This is a genomic window from Xanthomonas sp. NCPPB 4467 (assembly GCF_041475665.2).
Classification (GTDB): domain Bacteria; phylum Pseudomonadota; class Gammaproteobacteria; order Xanthomonadales; family Xanthomonadaceae; genus Xanthomonas; species Xanthomonas dyei.
Map to the genome: position 1 here is coordinate 5,187,501 of NZ_CM191260.1, position 18,879 is coordinate 5,206,379.

The following is an 18,879-nucleotide window of genomic DNA, read 5'->3' on the forward strand; positions in this document are numbered from 1 at the left end:
CCGGGTTGACGAAGATCAGCCGGTGCGCGGCGGCGGCGGCGCCCCGCTCGATAATGGCCACGCCGTCGCGCAGACGCGACAGCGAGGCTTCCAGCAAAGTGAAATCCTGCTGGAAGCGCTTGCGCTCCATCAGTTCGATCAACACGCGCAGGCTGCGCGCCGATTCCAGATGCAGCGGCGACCAGCGGCGCGCGCGGCCGCTCACGGTTTCCTGCCAGAGATCGAAGCTCTTGCGCGGCGACAGCCGTGAGTTGGGGATATCTGGCAACTTGGCCAACTGCGGGTTGCCGGCCCATTTGACCTGCTGCACCTGTTCGCGGCGTGTCCATAGCAGCGCGCTGCGCGATTGCGGCATCAGCGGCACAAAGATGAAGCCGGCGGCCAGCGGTGCCAGATCGGCCAGCTCCGGGAACACTTCGCCGATGGCATCGACATGCAGCGCGCCGACGGCGTCCTCGCGCAAGGCGTGATGGTGGCGAGACTCGAGATGGTCGCGGATGCGGCGCAATGCGCCGACGTCCGGGCTGGTGCCGTGGCGGCTGATGTCGTCGCCGTGGAAGATCGCCACGCCATCGGCGTCCACCACGTCCATCAGGTCCGGTGCCATGTCCGCGAGCATGTCCACGGTCAGATGTTCGGCATCGTTGAAGTCGGTGATCAACTTTTCGCGGATGGTGAGCAGCACCGATTCAAGCCGCGCACGCGCCACCGCCTGCAGCGCGCCGATGCGGCCGGCCAGCGCACGGGTGATCGCATCGGTGACATCGCGCATGGCGTGGCTGGTGAAGTGCGGGCTGTAGTGATGACAGGCGATCAGCCCCCACAGCGCGTCGTTGACCACGATCGAGGACACCAGCGTGGCGGTCACGCCCATGTTGGCCAGATATTCCAGGTGCACCGGCGAGACGCTGCGCAGGCTGACATCGCTCAGGTCCACCGGGGTGCCCAGGCGCGGATGCAGGGTCGGCACGATCGGCGATGGCTGGTAGCCGACATCGGCGATCTGGCGCACGCGGTTGCGCAGGTACAGCGCGCGCGCCTGGGCCGGGATATCGGTGGCCGGGTAATGCAGGCCGAGGTAGGCCTCCAGGTCGGGCTGGCGGGCCTCGGCGATGACGTCGCCGTTCCACTCTTCGTCGAAGCGGTAAATCATCACCCGGTCGAAGCCGATCATGCTGCGCAGGCCTTTGGCGGCGCGCACGGCCGCTTCGGCGATGCTTGGGTCGCGCTCGATGCTGCGCAACAGCGGCAACGCCTCGCGCAGGGTAACGTCCATCAGGCGCGCGTCGCGCGGCTCGATTTCGATCAGCCATTGCTCGGGATATAGATGCCAGGCCGCCACCCAGGGGTGGTCGGTAGGCACGGTGCGGCTGGGGAAGCGCACCTCGGCATGCAGCAGGTGGCGCGGTTGGTCGTCCACGGCAACGGGCGGGGCGTCGGTCAGTTCCAGCACCTGGGTGTAGGGCATGCCGAGCAAGGCCTCCATCGGCACGCCGAGCAGGTCGGCTGCAGTGCTGCTGGCCTGCACGATGCGGCCATCGGCCGGGTCGATCACCAGCAGGACGCCGTAGGGCTGGATCATGCCGGGGATGTGGATCGGCTCGCGCGCGCAGACATCCATATCCAGGGGTTCGGTAGGCTGATTCACGGACGCGGCTCCGCTGCGAGGCAGGTATGAAAGTGGGCGAACATGGCGTGCGCGCCGTCGATGGCGGCGGCCTGTGTGCGGGGCGAATTCAGGCGCCGATCGAGCACCGCCTGGAAGCGGCGCCAGCCGGCGGGGTCTTCGTCGGCCAGTTCGAAATACTGCAGCGCACCGGTCAGGCCGGGCTGGGACTTGCGCAGACCGCGCGCGATGACGCGGCCGCCCAGCTGCGAGCCTTCGACCACGTACAACATGCCCCAGCGCGCGGCGTCGGTGCGCGTGGCGGGCAGTGCAATCGGCAGATCCAAGGGTTGATCGAGCGCCCGCAAGTCGGCACGCAAGGCCGGCACGCGGCGGCGATAGTGCCAACCGTTGCCGACCAGCGTGCCGAGCCAATCGCCCAGATGCGCTTCGAAACCGCCCAGCAAGGCGTGGTGGCGGCGCAGGATCTGCGCATAGCTGGCGCGATCGACCTGCCCCTGCCCCAGGGCCTGCATCAGCGGCACCGCTTCGACCAGGCGATGGGTGTCCTGGGTGGCGTGACGCAGCGCGCGCGCGGCCGATGGCGGAACAGCCAGGGTGTCAGGACACATAAGCAATCGATGCGGTGCTGCGGAACGGAGTGCACCAGCCTAGCAGCGCCTGCGCAAATCAGATAAAGCGGGCGCGAGGGTTGGATGAATGCGTTGGCATCAGCCCTATGTTGCCGGTGCGACGCCACCGCCCCGCCCTGCACGCTTCCATGCCATCCCCCACCCGGCGGCGAGCAGCACGCCGGCCAGCAACCACGGCGCGCCGGGCAGATGCAGCGGCGCGCCATTGCCGATGAACCAGGCAAACACGTTGGCGAACAACAACGGCCCGGCGATACCGGCCAGGCTGACCAGGCCGCTCAAGGCGCCCTGCACGCGACCCTGCGCATCGGCGCCGACTTCGCGGGTGATCAAGGCTTGCGCAGCCGGTGCGGCGATCGCCCAGAACGCGCTGATCGGCACGCCGATCAGGAAGGCGGTGCCACTGTCGGCCAGCCCGTAGATGACGAAGCCCACCACCCCGCAGCCCAGGCCCAGCAACAAGGCGCGACGTTCGCCCAGCCAGCGCACGATCCGGCCGACCAGCAACGCGTTGACGATGATGCTGCACACCCCGACCCCGGCCAGCACCCAGCTCACTTCGCGCGGGCCCCAGTGGTACTGGTAGCCGGCAAACAGCACGAAGATGCTGGGATAGACGTAATGCGCCAGGTTGGCCAGAAACACCACCGAGGCCAGGCCGAACACCTGCGGGTAGCGGCGCAGTAATTTGAGCGCGCCCAGCGGGTTGGCCTGCGACAACTCCAGGCGCGCGGTGCGGCGCTCGGGCGGCAGCGATTCGGGCAGCACGAACCAGCCGTACAACACATTCAACAGCGCCAGGCCTGCGGCAAACCAGAACGGCCAGCGCAACCCGATGCCGCCCAGCCAACCGCCGATCAACGGGCCGGCGACAAAGCCAATGCCGAACGCGGCGCCGAGCATGCCGAACGCGCCGGCGCGTTTGTCGGCGGGCGTGACATCGGCGATGTAGGCGTTGGCCGTGGAAAAACTGGCCGAGCAGATGCCGGAGATCACCCGCGCCAGCAGCAGCATCGGCAAGCTGTGGGCGATGGCCATCAGGATGAAATCCAGCCCCAGGCCCAGGCACGACAGGAGGATGACCGGGCGACGGCCGAAGCGGTCGGACAAGGCGCCTTGCAGCGGCGAGCAGACGAACTGGATGGAGGCGAACAGGAAGCCGAACCAACCGATCCAGCCGGCGGCCACCACGTAGTCGCCACCGGTGAAATGCCGCACCAGATCCGGCAGCACCGGGATGATCACGCCGAAGGACAGCACGTCGATCAGCACGGTGATGAAGATGAAGATCAACGCGGCGCGGCGGCGCCCCGGGGCTGGAGCGGAATCGGCGGAGAGAGACATCGCGCGGCCCAGGATGGCGAGGCGGGAAGTGTAGCTGCGGATTGGGCCGGATCGGCTCTGGGTGCGGCGGCGAGGCGTGGGGTATGAGGCTTGGGAGCGGTGCGAGCGGCTGGATTGGGCTCGACCGCAGGAGGTGTGCGCGATCGACCGCAGGAGATTCGTGCGATCGATCTGGGGGATCGCGTGGGTTTGGTGGGGCTTGTGCGAATCGGGCTTGAGCGACTTGATGCCTGAAGGACGATGTCAGCGGATCTTTTTGGCCGAGGGCAGTGCTGGAGGTGCGTGGGCGTTCGGCTGGAACTCTGGCTGACACCTTGCCCTCATCCGCCCTTCGGGCACCTTCTCCCGGTGGGAGAAGGGAGTGGGTGCTGCGATGTGCGTTTAGTGCCCCTCTCCCGCTTGCGGGAGAGGGGGGTGGGGTGAGGGTACGGCGGCTGCGTTTGGTGAGGCTGCGCTGCTTATCTAAACCTTTACCCGTCTGACATCTGCTGGGTCTGACGTCTGCTGGCTTTTGCCCGCTACCTCCTTCGAGCAGGTTGCAGTCGAAGACACTGCGCGACGAGCAGACAGGGCGCGCTCCGTCGCAACGCTCAACCGAATCGATGCGACTTCACCGCTCAAGCATCCATCGACGAGCCGCAGCCCGTAAACGATCTGCGCGCGCGGCTGGGCGGGCCTGCGCCACCTCAGCCGTGGCAACCACCGACGGGTTATTCGACGCTGATGGTCTGACTCAGGGTATGGCTGGCACCGGGGGCCAGTTCGATGACGTCCGGGCCGGCGTTGGCCGCTTCCAGGCAGACGTAGTCGCGCCAGCCTTCGCCCACGTCGGCCATTTTCTTGCCGGCCTCCTCGCCCGGGTTCCAGGCCACCAGCGAGCGGCTGCCCTGTGTGGCGATGACGATGCGGCGGCCGAGTACCGGGTCGGTGAGGGTGTAGCGGCCGCCGGCGTTGGTGTAGATGCGGTCGCTGCGGCCGGGATCGCGCGGGTCGCGCAGGCTCCAGTCGCCTTGCTGGCGGTGGGCGGTGGCGTAGTTCTCGTATTTATCGAGATAGTCCAGGCCATCCAGGCCCTGCACGCTGACGGTGAGCGCGTCGCCGACGCGGAAGTAATTGTGCAGCGCCTGGGTGAAGCGCACCGGGGTGCCGCTGGTGTTTTCGGTGATCAAGCGTTGTTCGAGGGTGCGACCGATGCGCAGGGTCATGCGCAGGCGCAGCGCCAGGTCGTCGAAGGCCGGCGGGGTGAGCGTGAGCACCACGGTGCCGTCGTCTTCGCGGTGGCTCTCGGTGAGTTGCCACGGCACGGTGCGCACGAACCCGTGCGCGGGCACGTCGCCGGTCTGGTCCTGGCGGCCGAAGTACGGCCAGCACACCGGCGCGCCGCCGCGGATCGGGGTGGGCGGCTGCTTGGCGAGCGGCGACAGCCACATGACGTCCTGACCGCCCTTGGGCACGAACGACAGCAACTGGCCGCCGAACAGGCTGATGGCGGCAGTGGAGAACGGGGTGTCGATCAGCAGCGAGGGGAAGCCGTGGAAGTCGCCTGTGGTCAGGCCGGTGGTGTCGGACATGGGGGATGCCTTGTGGACGATGGGAGATTGGGCGAATGCGGGGTACGCGGCCGGCAACTTGAAGGCGGTGCCGCGCACGGCGGCCATGCCGGTGAGCGGCGGCGCAGCACGCAAAGCAGTGAGGATGCGCTGGCCGGGGCGGCCGTCGGCGGGCTGCAAGCCCAGCCGGGTCTGCTCGACCTGGATGGCGCGGCGGGTGGCGCTGCCGACCATGCCGTCGGCCTCGCCGATCTGGTGGCCGCGGGCGAGCAACAACTGCTGCAGGTCGCGGCGTTCCGGACGGCCCAGGCCGGGGTCGTCGGTGGGCCAGGCGGCAACCAGGCCGGGGCCGCCGCGCAGGCGGTCGGCCAGCAGCGCGATCGACAGCGCGTAGCTTTCGGCAGCGTTGTAGGCGTAGATCGCGTCGTAGTTGCGGAACACCAGGAAGGCAGGGCCGGTGGCACCAGCCGGTAGCAGCAAGGCGGCAGCGGTCTCGGCCGGCAGCCCGGTCGGGGCCAGCGGCTTGCCGTCGGTGCCAAGCAGGCCGGCAGCCTGCCAGGCCTGCAAGGGTTGGCGGCGGGTGCGGCCGGCCTTGCTGGCATCGAAGCCGCGCGGCAGGGTGACTTCCATCCCCCAGGGGCGGGCGCGTTCCCAGCCGGCCTTGACCAGGTAGTTGGCGGTGGAGGCCAGCGCATCGGGAATGCTGGCGACCAGATTGCGGCGGCCGTCGCCGTCGCCGTCCACCGCAATCCGCGCATAGGTCGAGGGCATGAACTGGGTCTGCCCGAACGCGCCGGCCCACGAGCCGGTCAAGCCATCCGGCGACAGATCGCCCTGCTGCAACAGGCTGAGCAAGGCGAGGAATTCGCCGCGGAAGAACGGCTGGCGGCGGCCTGCGCACGACAGCGTGGCCAGCGAGACCAGCAGCGGGCGCTTGCCGGTGACGCGGCCGTAGTCGCTCTCCACGCCCCAGACCGCCACGATGGTGGCCGGGTCGACGCCGGTCTGCTCGGACAGGCGGGTGAGCAAGTCGTGGTGGGTGACCAGCATGGCCTGGCCGTCGGTGACGCGCTGGCTGTCGACCAGGCTGGCCAGGTAGTCCCAGATGGGCGTAGTGAACTCCGGTTGCGCGTCCAGCAGCGGCAACACGCTGGGATCGGGCGCCAACCCGGCGGTAAAGCGCTGGAAACCGGCGGCGTCCACGCCCTTGGCGGCGGCCTGGATCTGCAACCCGGCCAGGCAGCGGTCGAAGGCCGGGTCGGCCCAGGCGACCAGAGGCAGCAAGGCCATCAACAGCGGCAAGGCGCGCCGGGTCGGCGTCATGGCGCGGTGGCCGGCGGGTGGACGGACGTCATGCGGTAAAGCGCTCCAGTCGCGAATCGATCCGGAAGGATAGCCAACCTGGCTGGGTCGAGGCGTGCAAGCGGCGGCACCGGAGCAACGCGGTCGCTGCCGCGGGCGGCAGGAGCGAGTGTGGTGCGTTGGCGCGGCGGCTGCGGGCTGGCGACCGGTGTCTGTTGCCGCCATCGAACGGCACACGCTCGGCACCAGGAGTTGTTCACCGATCAACCGCTTGAATCAGGAGTGTGCCGGCACTGGCCGGCTTGCCATTGCAGCTGGGGTAAAGCGGGCGCCGGCGTTGACGCGTCAGCGACCGTCGCCGGTGATGCCGCTCAGCAGCGACAGTGCCGGACTGGACGCGCCGGTCTCGGCGACACGGCGCGGACGCGTGCGGTGCGGTGCATCGTGGCGTGGACCGAAGCGGACCATGCAGGTGGCCAGCAACGCCGGCAACACGATTGCAAAGACCACCAAGGCCGTCAGCGCCCATTGCCAGAAGTTGAAGGTTGCCATGATCGCTGTCCGCCCCCCGCGGCGAGTTTCGCCGCGCGGCAAGCTTCCCGGATCGGCTGCGAACGCTGTGTCGACAAAGCGGCGCGATGGGCGCCGTTGGTCGGGTCAGGCGGCGATGGTCTAGGTGCGCGATGGCCTGCTTGCGACGGCGCCGGTTGGCGGCGGCGGTGCCCGGCTGAAAAACGTCAGCCCGGGGCCGCAACGGCAGAGCTTGCGGTTGTTGTCCGCCGACGGCTTGGGGAATGGGTCTGGGTGGGCGTGGAAGTGCGCCGGCGCTCGTCCGCGCATCGGGCATTTCTGCCCTGTACACACTCCGGCGCCGCTGGCTGCGCTCAGCGGGCGTCGAGGTAATACCAGCGGCCATCTTCGCGGACGAAGCGGCTGTGTTCGGTCATGCGCACTGCGCTGCCGCCGCCGATGCGGTAGCGGGCCAGAAACACCACCTCGGCGGTGTCCTCGCCGGCGACGCTGGTGCGCTGGATGGTCAGGCCGAGCCAGGTGGTGCGGCCGCCTTCGTCCAGCGACAGTTCGGCCGGGCGCGTGGACGGGTGCCAGCTGGTCAGCAGGTAGTCGACATCGCGGCGTACATAGGCGCTGTAGCGCGAGCGCATCAAGGTTTCGGCATCCGGCGCGGCGGCACCGGCGTGGTAGAGCCCGCAGCAGCGCGCGTAATCGGCGGGGCGGCCGCACGGACAGGGATCGGTGGGCGTGGAGGTCGGCATCTGGCGATTGTGCGGGATGGGATTGGGAATTGGGAGGCGGGTTTCTACGCGTCTATGCTGTCGCCCCGTCGTGCGGAGCGCCGTTGTGCTGGAACTGATTCCCACCGAGTTGCCGTGGCTGCTGTGCATCGCGTTCGTTGCCGGGCTGGTGGATGCCGCGGTGGGTGGCGGCGGGTTGATCCAGTTGCCGGGATTGTTTGCGACCTTGCCGCAGCAGGCGCCGTCGCTGATTCTGGGCACCAACAAGTTCAGCGCGATGTTCGGCACCGGGGCGTCGGCGTGGCGGTATGCGCGCACGGTGCGCTTCCCGTGGCGGCCGGTGCTGTATGCCACCGCGGCGGCGTTTACGTTTTCGTTTCTGGGCGCCACGGCGGTCAGCCTGTTGCCCAAGCAGGCGGTGCGGCCGCTGATTTTGCTGTTGCTGATCGCGATGTTGGTCTACACGCTGATCAACAAGGATTTCGGCGCGCTGCATCGGCCGCGCGAGATCGGTCGACGCGAGTTGATCACCGCCTTGGCGATGGGCGCAGCGATCGGGTTTTACGATGGGTTCTTCGGTCCGGGTACGGGGAGCTTTTTGATCTTCCTGTTCATTCGCTTTTTCGGGCTGGATTTTCTGCGCGCTTCGGCGGCGGCCAAGGTAGTGAACCTGGCCACCAACCTGGCAGCGCTGTCGTTCTTTCTGCCCAGCGGCCAGGTGATGCTGGCGCTGGGCATTCCGATGGCGGTGGCCAACGTGGCCGGCGCGGTGGCAGGCACGCGGATGGCATTGCGCGGTGGCACGCCGTTGATCCGCACGTTGTTCCTGGTGCTGGTGGTGGTGCTGATCGGCAAGATGGGCTGGGATCTGCTGCACTGATCACGCTGCAGATGTCCTCGCCTTTCTAAAACTCCATGCTCAACGTCGCCGACAGCGTGCGCGGTACACCCGGCTAGTTGGTTGTCTGCGTCACTGGTTGCTCGATGTAAAAACGGTTGGCGACATTGCGCAGCATCAACGCCAGTTGATAACGGCCGCCGAACCGATACGCCGCCGATGCATCGAAGCGCGTGTAGCCGGCAATGCGATAGCTGTTGTTCAAGTCGCCCTCGCGTTCGCCGACATGCACCGCACCGGCGCCCAGGGTCAGGCCGTACAACGGACCGGTGGCCACATGGTAAGTACTCCACAAGCTGGCGCTGACGCGCGGCACACCGCGCAGGCGATTACCGACCGGAATCACGCTGTCGCGGGTGACCTGCGCATCCAGATAGCCGGCGCCGAGAATCGTCCGCCAGTGTTGGGTGAGGTCGTCGGTGATGTCCAGCTCGACGCCACGCACGCGCTGCTGACCGGTAACCAGCACAAAGCCGCTGTTGTCCGGGTCGCTGGTGGCGACGTTGTCCTTGGTGATCTGGAATGCCGCAGCAGTGGCAAGCACGCGGTTGTCCAGCAGCGCGCTTTTCAGGCCGATCTCGTATTGGCGGCCGGTCTCCGGCGGTGCGCTGCCGGTGCGCTGCCGCCGGCAAACAGCGTAGCGCTACGCGAGCGTAGCGCTACGCGGGCGAAACGACGTCGATGTATTGGCATACAGCGACAGCTGCGGCGTGGCCTTCCACACCACGCCCACACGCGGCGAGGCGCGTCGGCCGTCTTCGCGGGTACGCGCGCCGTTATCGACGGTGGTCTGCTGCACGTCGTCCCAGCGCACGCCGGCCAGCACGTCCCAGCGCTGCCCGATGCTGATCTGTTCCTGCACGTACAACGCGGCGTAGCGCGCATCGACCTCGATCTGCCGCGCCGGCACGTAGCGGCCCGGTAGTGCGCCCTGCACCGGGTTGCTCACGCTGATGCGGGCCAAGGGCGCGCGGGCTTCGTCGGTATGGCGACGCGCATCGACGTATTCGGCGCCAGCCAGCACCTGATGGCGCAGCGGACCGGTGTCGAAACGGGCCAGCGCTTCGGTCTGCGAGGTAGTGGCGCGCACCTGCTGCTCCTGACGCACGGCGCGGCGTTGCACAAACGCACGGTCGGCGCTGAAGCCGGTGAAGTCGGCCACGTCGCGACCGCTGTCGCCGTCCTGGTGATTGAGGATCTGACGCAGCGTCAGCCACTCATTCGCGTCGTATTCGATACGGCCGCGTGCAGTGCGCGAGGTGCCGCGATTGCGCGACCACGGCTCACCGAAACTGCGCTCTGCCGGGCCACGCACCACACCGTCGATGACGACCAGATGACGACCAGACCGCGATCGCCCAGGCTGGTCTGGCGGGTGTAGTCCAGACCCAGATCGGCACGCAGCTGCGCAGTGGGCCGCCATGCCAGCGAGGGCGAGACGAAGAGGCGGTCGCCATCGGCCTGCGCAGCGCGAAAGCTGCCGGTCTGCTGCGCAGCGGCGCTGACGCGGGCAGACAGCGTGGGACTCAGCGGCCCGGTGATGCTGGACTGCACGCGGCGCAGGCCATGTTCAGCCACCTGCAGCGACGCGTTGCCGCCAAACGTGTCGTCCGGCCGCAGCGTGACCAGGTTGATCACCCCGCCGGGCTCGCCGCGCCCGTACAACACTGCCGCAGGCCCTTTGAGCACTTCCACCTGGGCGACATTGGCCAGGTCGCGCACGGTCTCGGTGAAGTTCTGCGCCGGGTTGAGCAGGATGCCGTCGACCGCATACGACGCGGCTTCGAAGCCGCAAATGACGAAGGTTTCCGAGCGATTGCCCTGGGTGCCGCCGGGCTGCACGTTGGACACATTGGCCACCACATCGACCAACCGGGTGAGTTGCTGCTCGTCGATCACCGAACGCGGCACCACCTGGATCGCCTGCGGGATGCGCTCCACCGGCGTCTGCGTGCGGGTAGCGCCGGCGGTTCTCAGATGCGCCTGCAGGCATCGCTGCGAGCATTCAGAAGGCAATCGCGCACCTCGTCATGACGCCCCGCCGGCATCGCGCCCATGCCAGGCGCAGACCCCGCCACTAGCGTCGCAATGCTGCCTGGATCTGTGGCCAGGCATGACTCCAGGCGATGCGCTCCTGCTCGAGCCGCGGCGCGGCACCGAAGTGTCCGTTGCGCAGGCGCGTATACAGCAGTTGCTCGTCCGGGGTCAGCGCCGCAAGCCGGTGGGCGCGATGCTGCCTGGGCTCGTGCCCCCACATGGCGCGTGGCGTGGACAGCAGCGTGGCCTCATCCATCAGCAGTGCCACGGTCTGCGGTGCATACGTGCGCAGCCGGTGCAGGATCGCCAACCCGTGCGTATCGATGTCGCCCCAATAGAACAGCGGAAGCGTGCGTAGCCAGTCGATGCTGCGTACGTAGTCGAGCGCATAGCCGCGTGCCATCAGCACCGCCGTGCCCGGCAAGGTTTCGCAGGCCAGGCCGGTGTCGAGATTTTCGACGATCAGCACGCGCTCGACCGGCAGCCGCAGCGCGGCCAGTTGCTGGATCGGCACGCTCAGATCGTCCAGGCCGCCGAGCTGTCGGGACAACGCCGGGTCCAGCAGCCGCAAGCGCACCCGATCCGGTGCGCTACGCAGGCCGGACAGGGTGTCGAAGCTGCGCGGCTCGGCGATGCCGCGCAGCCCGCCCAGCCAGTCGGCGATGATGCCCCGCCGCGCGTGCACCCACTTGCTGTCGATGCCGGCAATGGGCAGTTGACGCAGGAACAGGCCGCTGTCGCGGTGCCGATGCAGCCAGTCGACCACGGCGACCAGCCGGTCGATATCGGCCTGTGCGCTATCGGCGAGCAGATCGAACTGGCGCCGCAGGCGCGCAGCCAATCCCGCCGCCTCCGGCCAGTGCGCCTGTAGACCGGCGCAGCGCGCGCTGGCGCGTTGCCAGCGGTCGTGTTCCTGCAGCGCTGCGGCGGCATCGGCCGGCGTGGCGAGCACCCAGCTGTGCGGCAAGCGTTGCGGCCCCAGCTGCGACCACAGCACGTCGCGATACTCCACCCGTCCCGGTAGCGCAGTGCGCTGCCAGCTCCGCAGCCAGTCGCCGAACGCATCGAACCGGGCGCTGGCCTGTGCCTGGGTCGGTGGCTGCAGGGGAATGGGCCGTGGCGCCGCGGCGCCGATCAACCAGTCGCCGCGATGACGTTGCCACTGCCCACGCAAGGCCTGGAGTGCGGCAGGCGGCAACAGCATGCAATCGGCGCGCGCCATCAGCTCACTCCTGGTCGGCCACCGGGTCGATATCGGCCGCTGCAGATGCAGTGCGCGTGCGCTCTGGCAGCTTGAGCCTGCGCGAGGCTTCGTCGTATTCGATCAGCAACACGCCCGAGTCGTGCCGCCCGCTGATCTCCACAAAGCACGCGCCACCGATGAACGGCTCCAGCGTCATCACCGATTTCAACGGCGTGGCCACCACCATCTGGAAGCCGAAATTTTCGAAGATGTTCATCGCCAGTGCGGTGAATTCGTTGTCGGCCTTGTCGAAGGCTTCGTCCAGCACCACCGCGCAATAGCGCGGCAGTTCGCCGTCTTCGCCGCCGAGCTGATAGCGCAGCGCCGCCGCCAGGCAGGTGGTGGCCAGTTTCTGCCGCTGGCCGCCGGACTTGCCGGCGCCGCTGCGATAGATCTCCACCTGCTGGCGGGTGGCCGCATCCAGTTCCACGCCGACGAATTCCACATGCAGGCGCACGTCAAGTACCAACTCGCGCCAGCGCTTGTCTTCGCCCTCCTGCGAGCCGAGCTTGCGCACCAGCCCGCGCAGCACCGCAAATTGTTGCTCGGCCACCTCGCGCTGTTCGGTCTGGTGATGGCCGAGCACATCGCGCAGATGCTGATGGAACTCGATCACCTCCGGCAGGCGACGGTCGCTGAGTTCGATGGTGAGCAAGGTGCCGTGGTTGAACGGCACCTGCTCCAGGCTGGCGTTGACCTCGTCCAGGCGTTGGGCGATCGACTTGCGCGCTTCGGCGGTATGTCGCTGCAGCGCCAGCAGATTGTTCTTGCTCTGGCTTTGCAGCAGGTCGAAAAAACGTGCCTCGTGTTGCGGCAGGCCGTCGCGTTCGAGCCGCTGCAGGCGAGCGAGAAAATCGTCTGCGCCTTCCAGCGTCGGGCTTAAATCACCGCTGTCTTCCGGCCATTGCTGGAAGTAGCGGCGGAAACATCCGATCAACGCTTGCTGCAGGCGGGTCAGTTCGTCCTTGCTGACGCCAAGCTGGGCATCCAGACCACGCTCCAGGGTGCGGAAGCGGTCCTGCAGGTTATCCAGGCTCAACTCGCCCAAACCGAGCAAGCGCTCGGCCAGGCCTTGCTGCTGCAACGGCGTGACCAGGCGCGTATGCGCATCGGCACATTCCAGATGCTGCTTTTCCAGCCGTGCGCGTTCGACGCCCAGCGCGATCCGTTCGGTACGCACGCCCTCATACGTACGCGTGGCCTGCGCGATGTCGCCGCGTGTGCGGTCGATCGCCTCGCCCAGCGCGCGCAGGTTGGCGTCGCCTTCGCGCAGCTGTTGCAGGGTCTGGGTGATCTGGCTCAGGCGTTGCAGCGCTGCGGCCACATCGATTTCCTCCCAGCCCAGATTGACCAGGGTGTTGCGGGCCAGACGCTGCTGCCCATCGCGTTCGCGGCGCGCGCGCAGGCCGGCCACGTCGGCGTCGCAGGCCGCAATGCGTTGCGCCAGCTCCTGGCCTTCGCGCTCGAACAAGGCGAGCTTGTCGCGGTTGTTGAAGCCCAGCAGCCAGCGGCGGCGATCGCCCACGGCATGGCGGTCGTCTTTTTCGTAACGCTCGCCCGGATGCTTGACCTGGCCTTCGCGGGTGATGGCACGTTCGGCGTGGCGCAAGGCCTTGGCGCTGTCCACGCAGTCGTAATCGAAGCGCTTGCCCAGCTCGCGCCGCAACCAGGCGGCGTACGGATGATCGCGCAATTCCAGCTTGTGCAGCAGCGAGGCGCTGCCCGGGTCGCGCCCACTCAGCGCCTGCTCGTTGTTACGCACCCGGTAGTAGACCAGGCGCGTGCCCAGCTGGGTGCGATTGACCCAGTCGGCGACCTCGGCGTAATGGCGCTCGTCCACCAGCAACGATTGCGCAAAACCGTGCAGCACGCGCTCGATGGCGCCACGCCAGGCGGATGCGTCCTCGCGCACCTGGATCAACTCGCCAACGAACGGCAGCGCCGCTTCCGGCACGCCGGTGTCGGCGCTCATGCGCGCGCGCAGGCTTTGCATGGGCGCCGGAATATTGGACGGGTTGCGCGTCAGCGCGTCGATTTCGGCGCGCACCTCGGCAAAGCGCTTGGTGTCTTCGTGTTTGCCAGCCAGGCGTTCGCTGATCGCTTCGTCGAGCTGGGCGGCGGCACGCTGGCCGTTTTCCAGCGCGGCGCGCGCCTGCGCGACCTGTTCGGCAAAGCCGTGCGCGCTGTCGGCCAGCGCCTGCTCCAATGCACGGCAGGCCTGTTCGGCCTGCACCCGCTTGGCCGCGCGGCGGTCGCGCTCGGCCTGCAGCTGGGACTGTTCGCGCTCCAGCGCATCGATGCGTTCGCCACCTTGCGCGCGCCGCTGCGCCTCAAGATCGTCCAGGTGGCGGGTGTGGTTGTCTAACGCAGCGCGGCGCTGGCCTTCTTCGCCGGCAAGGCCGCGGTCTTGCACGTCCAGTTCCTGCAGGCGCGCGTCCAGCAGGGCAAGCCGGCGCTGCTCGCGGTAGGCATCGATGCCGAGCTTGAGTTCGTCCAGTTCGCTGCGCTCGCGGCGCAGCTGCATCAGCTCGGCATGGTGCGCGCGCGCGGGCAGCAGAGTCTCTACCTGGCGCCGCGCCGTCACCACCGCATGGTGTGCGCCGTCGAGTTCGGCGAAGTCGCCGACCAGGCGTTCGGCCGCATCGAAGGTCTTGGGTTCTTCGAGCATGAAGCCACGCAGGAAGGCGTTGAGATCGCCCAGGTTCTTGGCCGATTGGGTCTTGTGCAACAGGCGCAGCGCCATCTCGTTGCTGATGCCCAGCTGATGCCGGAAGCGTTCGGCGTAGCCGGCAAAGCTGTCGAAGTGATGCACATCGTGCAGCCGTTGCTTGAGCTTGCGCAGATCCAGGTCGAAGCCGGCCAGATCTTGCGCCACGTCGAAGGCGCGCTCGGCCACCATGTAGTGCTTGCGCACATCGCCGGTAGCCGCGCTGTTGCCGGCGATCCAGAACAGCCGCACCAGGCTGACCACGCGGTCCTCGCCATTGCGGTATTCCAGTACCAGGGCGGTCCAGGTGGCGCCCTTGCGCAGGTATTGCGTGGCGATCTCGCCGGACGCGCTGTCCTGCTGGTCGGCCCAGGCGCCGCGCACGTACGACACCAGATTGCGATCGCGGCCGCTGCGCTCGGCCTCGCGCGCGGCGGCGTTAAAATCGACGATGCTGGGCGGGGTGAGCAGTGCCGACATCGCATCGAGCAGCGTCGATTTGCCCGAGCCGGAGCGACCGACGAACAGGAAACCACGCTCGGCGATCGGCACTTCGGTCAAGCCGGAAAACGTGCCCCAGTTGTGCACCTGCAGGCGGCGCATGCGGAACTGCTGCACGCGCGCGTCGGGCAGATCGTTGGCAAACAGGCTGGAAGGCGCAGCAGAGGAGGTCATCGATACGGTCCGGGAAGCCAGAAAAGCGCAGGTCTGCGCTCGAACGGGTGGTGCGGTGCTAGGCGTGCGCCAGGTCCGCCTCGTCCTCGTCGCCAGCCGGGCTCTCGCGCAGCTGGCGGTAGACCTGGCCCAGGGCGGCGACATCTTCGGCCGAGAACAGCAGTTTGAGCGCGGGCGAGATTTCATAGCGTGCGTCTTCGCCACGTAGACGGGTCAGCACATGGTTGTCCTTCATCTTTTGCACCGCGGTGGCTACCCGACGCAAAAAGCCGGCGCGGTCGGTGGACAGGTTCTTTTCGTAAACGGCCAGCGCCTCGCCCAATGCCGCTTCTTCCACCACCGCGCGCACACCGCGCGCATCGGCTTCGGCCAGTTGCTGACGCAAATGCAGGAGCAGCACCGAATCGATGAAGGTCAACGGCGCCGAGCGCAGCAGCACCGGCGCTTCCAGCTCGCCGGTATCGGCCTGACGGGTGAAGGCGATACCGGCCTCACGATCGAGCACCAACTCCAGAAACACCTCGGCCAGGGCGCTGCGAATGCCAGCCTCGCTGCGCAGCAAGGCCGGCCACAGGCGGCCATGCCGTTGCGCGTCCACGCTGGGGCCGCTGAGCAACTGGCACAGCACGCGGCGCGCCTCCACCGGCAAGCGGCCGGTATCGCTGGCGAACAGGCCGGTGCTGTCTGCGCCCGGATGCTGGGGGTCGGCGATCCCGGGGGCGGTGTCGGTATCGGGATCGTGCTCAGGCCAGTTCATGGCGTTTCTCCTGGGTAAACCAGATCAGCGGGATGCGCGCGCGACGCCATTGACCATCGCTGCCGCGCCATTGCGCCACTTCCGATTGATCGGCGCTGACGATGCCATGGCGCGTGCCCAGCGACAGGTAGCCGATCACGCTACCCAGGCCCTGGGTAGCCTGACGTTGCGTCAATGCCTGCGCGATGGACAGCTGCGGCTGGGTGGCCAGCAGCTCGAACAGATCGCGTCGCAGAGTACGGAAATCGATCTCCGACTGCGCCACCAGATCGCCCACGCTGTCCAGCGAGATCGCGGCCGCCTCGTTGCGTTGGATGCTGCCATCGACCTGCTGCTGGCGCGGGTCGTGCAGGCGCCATTGCGCGAGCGACCGCAGCCGGCAGGTGGTCAGCATCAGGCTGCGGCCGATCAACCGCTGGGCCGGTAGGTGCTCGCGCAGGCTCAGCGCTTCGGCCTGCGCCTGCTTGAGCAACCGGTTGAGCCGGCGCTGTTCCAGATAGCCACGGCTCTGCACGAAACCGCGCAGGCTGCGCGCGAAATGCTGCATCACATCGTGGACCTGGCCGCCACGTTCGAGCATGGTGCCGGTGAGCCCGCGCAGGAAGCTGCGTTCGCGGCGATCGAGCTTGCGCGCGAACGTACGCGCCAGCACCGTCTCCAGCGCCGCATCCAGCTGCGCGCTCTGTTCGGCATCGTTGAGCAGCGCCCAGAACGCCTGGAAGCTGCGCCCGGCCTCGCTGTCGCCGATGACATCCACACCTTCGAACAGTTTGGTCAGCACCTCGCCGCGCTCGCCTTCGTCATCGATGATGCGTTCGCGAAATTGCCGGTTGAGCTGTTCGAAATCGTCGCGCACGCGGCGGAAGTCTTCGGTCAATTCGTCGGCCAGCGCGATCACCTGGCGGGTGCGCTCGAGCGCACGCTTGCCGTCCAGCGAGGCGACCTTGCCGGCCGACACCCGCGCGATTTCCGCATCGATCCTGTCGCGCTCGTCGCGCAACGCCGACAGGCGCGCGTCAGGGTTGGTTTCGGTCAGTGCCGCCAGCTGGGCGAGCTGCTGCATCACCAACGCCAGCCGGCTTTCGGTGGCCGTGCTGCGGCTGTGCTCCAGGCCGTCGACAAAGCGGATCGCCTGCGCGGCCTGCGTGGACAGCTCGTACTCTTCCTGCTGCGCGCCGTCGGGCAGGCGCCGTTCCAGCCAGCCTTGCGCCAGCCAGTGCGCGACATAGGCTTGCGCGGTGCGCGGCAGGTCGCGCGCCAGATGTTCGGCGTTGATGTCGTCGAGCAGGCGCTGCAGGCGCTCGTGCAGCACCGCAGCCGGCAACACGCGTTCTCCATCCAGCAAAAGCCCCTGCAACAGACCGATTACCTCCGGTGCATGGTCGGCGGCCAGCAGTTTCCACAGCGGCTCGTCGCGCAAGCTGCGGTAGCGGGCGATGCGGGCGCGCACCTTCATGCCGGTTCACCGTGGCACGGCCTCAGCGGGGTCCGGCCAATAGCGCGCTGACACGCCAATGGCAGGGTGCGCAAAACCTCTGCCCGGCCGACGGATGCGTTACGGTCTCCCACCGGGATGTTCATGCGGTCTCCCACCGTCTGCTGCACTGCCCGCATGCTTGCCTCAGCGCGTAGCGCGCGCCGGCACGGCATGCCTCAACGCTTGCCGCCCACTTCGAGGAACTGCAGGAATTCGGCGCGGGTGCGCGCGTCTTCGCGGAAGCTGCCAAGCATCTTGGAAGTCACCATGCTGACGCCGCGCTTGTGGATGCCGCGGGTGGTCATGCACTCGTGCGAGCCTTCGACCACCACGCCGACGCCGCGCGGCTGCAGCACGTCCTGGATGCACTGGGCGATCTGCGCGGTCATTTTTTCCTGCACCTGGAAGCGGCGCGCGTAGCTTTCCACCACGCGGGCCAGCTTGCTGATGCCAACCACCTTGCCGCTGGGCAGGTAGCCCACGTGCACCTTGCCGATGATCGGCGCCATATGGTGCTCGCAGTGGCTCTCGTAGGAGATGTCGCGCAGCACGATGAGCTCGTCGTAGCCGGCCACCTCTTCAAATGTGCGTTCCAGGTAGTCGCGCGGTTCTTCGCGGTAGCCGCTGAACCAGTCGCCATAGGCTTCGGCCACCCGGCGCGGGGTGTCCAGCAGGCCTTCGCGGCTGGGATCTTCGCCGGCCCAGCGCAACAAGGTGCGCACGGCGTCTTCGGCCTGGGCCTGGGTGACGGAGGAATCGGGCTGGTCGGACTGGCTCATGCGCAGGTGCACCCAAAGGGGGCGAGCATGGTACCCGAGGACGGGGCAGCGGCCCCAGTGGCGGTTGCGGCCGCTGGGCCGGGTTCAGTGACTATTGATTCATTGTTGAATTGATAGCATGCTAACTATTATGACAACTAAGGCAATCACTCCACGCGCCCGGCTCAGCTCCGGCCTGTTGGTCGCCGCCCGCCAGTGGCAGCGGCTGGCCGACCAGGCCTTTGCCGAATTCGGCCTGTCCAGCGCCTGCACCGGCCCGCTGCTGATGGTCGGCCGCTCCGGCGGCGGCATCCGCCAGGTCGCACTCGCCCAGCAACTGGGCATGGAAGGCCCGTCGCTGGTGCGGCTGCTGGACAAGCTGGCAGCCCAGGGGTTGATCCGGCGCGAGGCCGACAGCAGCGACCGCCGCGCCAACCAGTTGTGGCTCACCGACGCAGGCCAGGCGCTGGTCGGGCGCATCGAGATCCGCCTGGATGCGCTGCGCGCCGAGGTCTTCGGCGCGCTCAGCGAAGCCCAGGTGCAGACAGTGCTGACGCTGTGGGAGCAGATCGCGCAGGCGCATGTGCGGCTGAGTCAGCCCGACTGAGTCAGCTGTCAG

Annotated in this window: 14 protein-coding genes and 1 pseudogene (1 of these 15 cut by a window edge); 2 read left to right on the plus strand and 13 right to left on the minus strand. The window is 67.8% G+C overall.

Going from position 1 to position 18,879, the window contains the following annotated elements; genetic code table 11:
- The 6 genes from bphP to ACCQ06_RS22690 all read right to left on the minus strand — a co-directional run.
- Window positions 1-1,648: the 5' portion of a bacteriophytochrome BphP gene (gene bphP / locus ACCQ06_RS22665; RefSeq protein WP_316689570.1), read on the minus strand. 257 nt of this gene lie to the left of the window's left edge; the window shows 1,648 of its 1,905 coding nt (coding positions 1-1,648); the start codon lies at window positions 1,646-1,648; the stop codon falls past the left edge of the window.
- Window positions 1,645-2,238, minus strand: coding sequence for a biliverdin-producing heme oxygenase (locus ACCQ06_RS22670; RefSeq protein ID WP_104617073.1), 594 nt, complete (start codon window positions 2,236-2,238; stop codon window positions 1,645-1,647). The genes bphP and ACCQ06_RS22670 overlap by 4 nt, the downstream gene beginning before the upstream one ends.
- Before the next feature lie 105 nt (window positions 2,239-2,343).
- Entirely contained in the window at window positions 2,344-3,603 is a 1,260-nt protein-coding gene (locus ACCQ06_RS22675; RefSeq protein ID WP_104617072.1) for a TCR/Tet family MFS transporter, read from the minus strand.
- Window positions 3,604-4,313: 710 nt separating this feature from the next.
- Window positions 4,314-6,476 (minus strand): lytic murein transglycosylase, encoded by a 2,163-nt coding sequence (locus tag ACCQ06_RS22680; RefSeq protein WP_316689572.1) that lies wholly within the window; start codon window positions 6,474-6,476, stop codon window positions 4,314-4,316.
- A gap of 324 nt (window positions 6,477-6,800) precedes the next feature.
- A complete protein-coding gene (locus ACCQ06_RS22685; protein ID WP_104617070.1) occupies window positions 6,801-7,007 on the minus strand; it encodes a hypothetical protein in 207 nt (68 codons plus the stop codon).
- A gap of 332 nt (window positions 7,008-7,339) precedes the next feature.
- Entirely contained in the window at window positions 7,340-7,729 is a 390-nt protein-coding gene (locus ACCQ06_RS22690) for a YchJ family protein (RefSeq protein WP_316689575.1), read from the minus strand.
- 85 nt (window positions 7,730-7,814) lie between these two features.
- On the opposite strand from ACCQ06_RS22690, the gene ACCQ06_RS22695 reads away from it, so the two are divergent.
- Window positions 7,815-8,588 carry a sulfite exporter TauE/SafE family protein gene (locus ACCQ06_RS22695; protein WP_316692736.1) on the plus strand — a complete coding sequence of 258 codons (774 nt, stop codon included), beginning with the start codon at window positions 7,815-7,817 and terminating at the stop codon, window positions 8,586-8,588.
- A 73-nt stretch (window positions 8,589-8,661) separates the two neighbouring features.
- On the opposite strand, the pseudogene ACCQ06_RS22700 reads toward ACCQ06_RS22695, so the two are convergent.
- The 7 genes and pseudogenes from ACCQ06_RS22700 to folE all read right to left on the minus strand — a co-directional run bounded on the left by ACCQ06_RS22700 (window position 8,662) and on the right by folE (window position 18,281).
- Window positions 8,662-9,924, minus strand: a pseudogene (locus tag ACCQ06_RS22700) (TonB-dependent receptor).
- Complete coding sequence (locus ACCQ06_RS22705) at window positions 9,816-10,622, minus strand: TonB-dependent siderophore receptor (RefSeq protein WP_316689577.1); 807 nt, start codon at window positions 10,620-10,622, stop codon at window positions 9,816-9,818. The pseudogene ACCQ06_RS22700 and the gene ACCQ06_RS22705 overlap by 109 nt, the downstream one beginning before the upstream one ends.
- Window positions 10,623-10,683: 61 nt before the next feature.
- The gene (locus ACCQ06_RS22710) at window positions 10,684-11,865 is read right to left on the minus strand and encodes a Wadjet anti-phage system protein JetD domain-containing protein (RefSeq protein ID WP_316689579.1); all 1,182 of its coding nucleotides are present in this window, start codon (window positions 11,863-11,865) and stop codon (window positions 10,684-10,686) included.
- A gap of 4 nt (window positions 11,866-11,869) precedes the next feature.
- Entirely contained in the window at window positions 11,870-15,268 is a 3,399-nt protein-coding gene (locus tag ACCQ06_RS22715) for an ATP-binding protein (protein ID WP_316689580.1), read from the minus strand.
- Between the two features lie 58 nt (window positions 15,269-15,326).
- A complete protein-coding gene (locus tag ACCQ06_RS22720; protein WP_316689581.1) occupies window positions 15,327-16,025 on the minus strand; it encodes a DUF4194 domain-containing protein in 699 nt (232 codons plus the stop codon).
- Window positions 16,012-17,481, minus strand: a complete 1,470-nt coding sequence (locus ACCQ06_RS22725; RefSeq protein WP_316689583.1) for a DUF3375 domain-containing protein — start codon at window positions 17,479-17,481, stop codon at window positions 16,012-16,014. Before ACCQ06_RS22725 ends, ACCQ06_RS22720 begins: the two co-directional genes overlap by 14 nt.
- A gap of 197 nt (window positions 17,482-17,678) precedes the next feature.
- The gene (folE, locus tag ACCQ06_RS22730) at window positions 17,679-18,281 is read right to left on the minus strand and encodes a GTP cyclohydrolase I FolE (protein ID WP_228325381.1); all 603 of its coding nucleotides are present in this window, start codon (window positions 18,279-18,281) and stop codon (window positions 17,679-17,681) included.
- A gap of 130 nt (window positions 18,282-18,411) precedes the next feature.
- Between folE and ACCQ06_RS22735 the strand changes: the two genes are divergently transcribed.
- Entirely contained in the window at window positions 18,412-18,867 is a 456-nt protein-coding gene (locus ACCQ06_RS22735; protein WP_104617063.1) for a MarR family winged helix-turn-helix transcriptional regulator, read from the plus strand.
- Window positions 18,868-18,879: the final 12 nt, after the last annotated feature.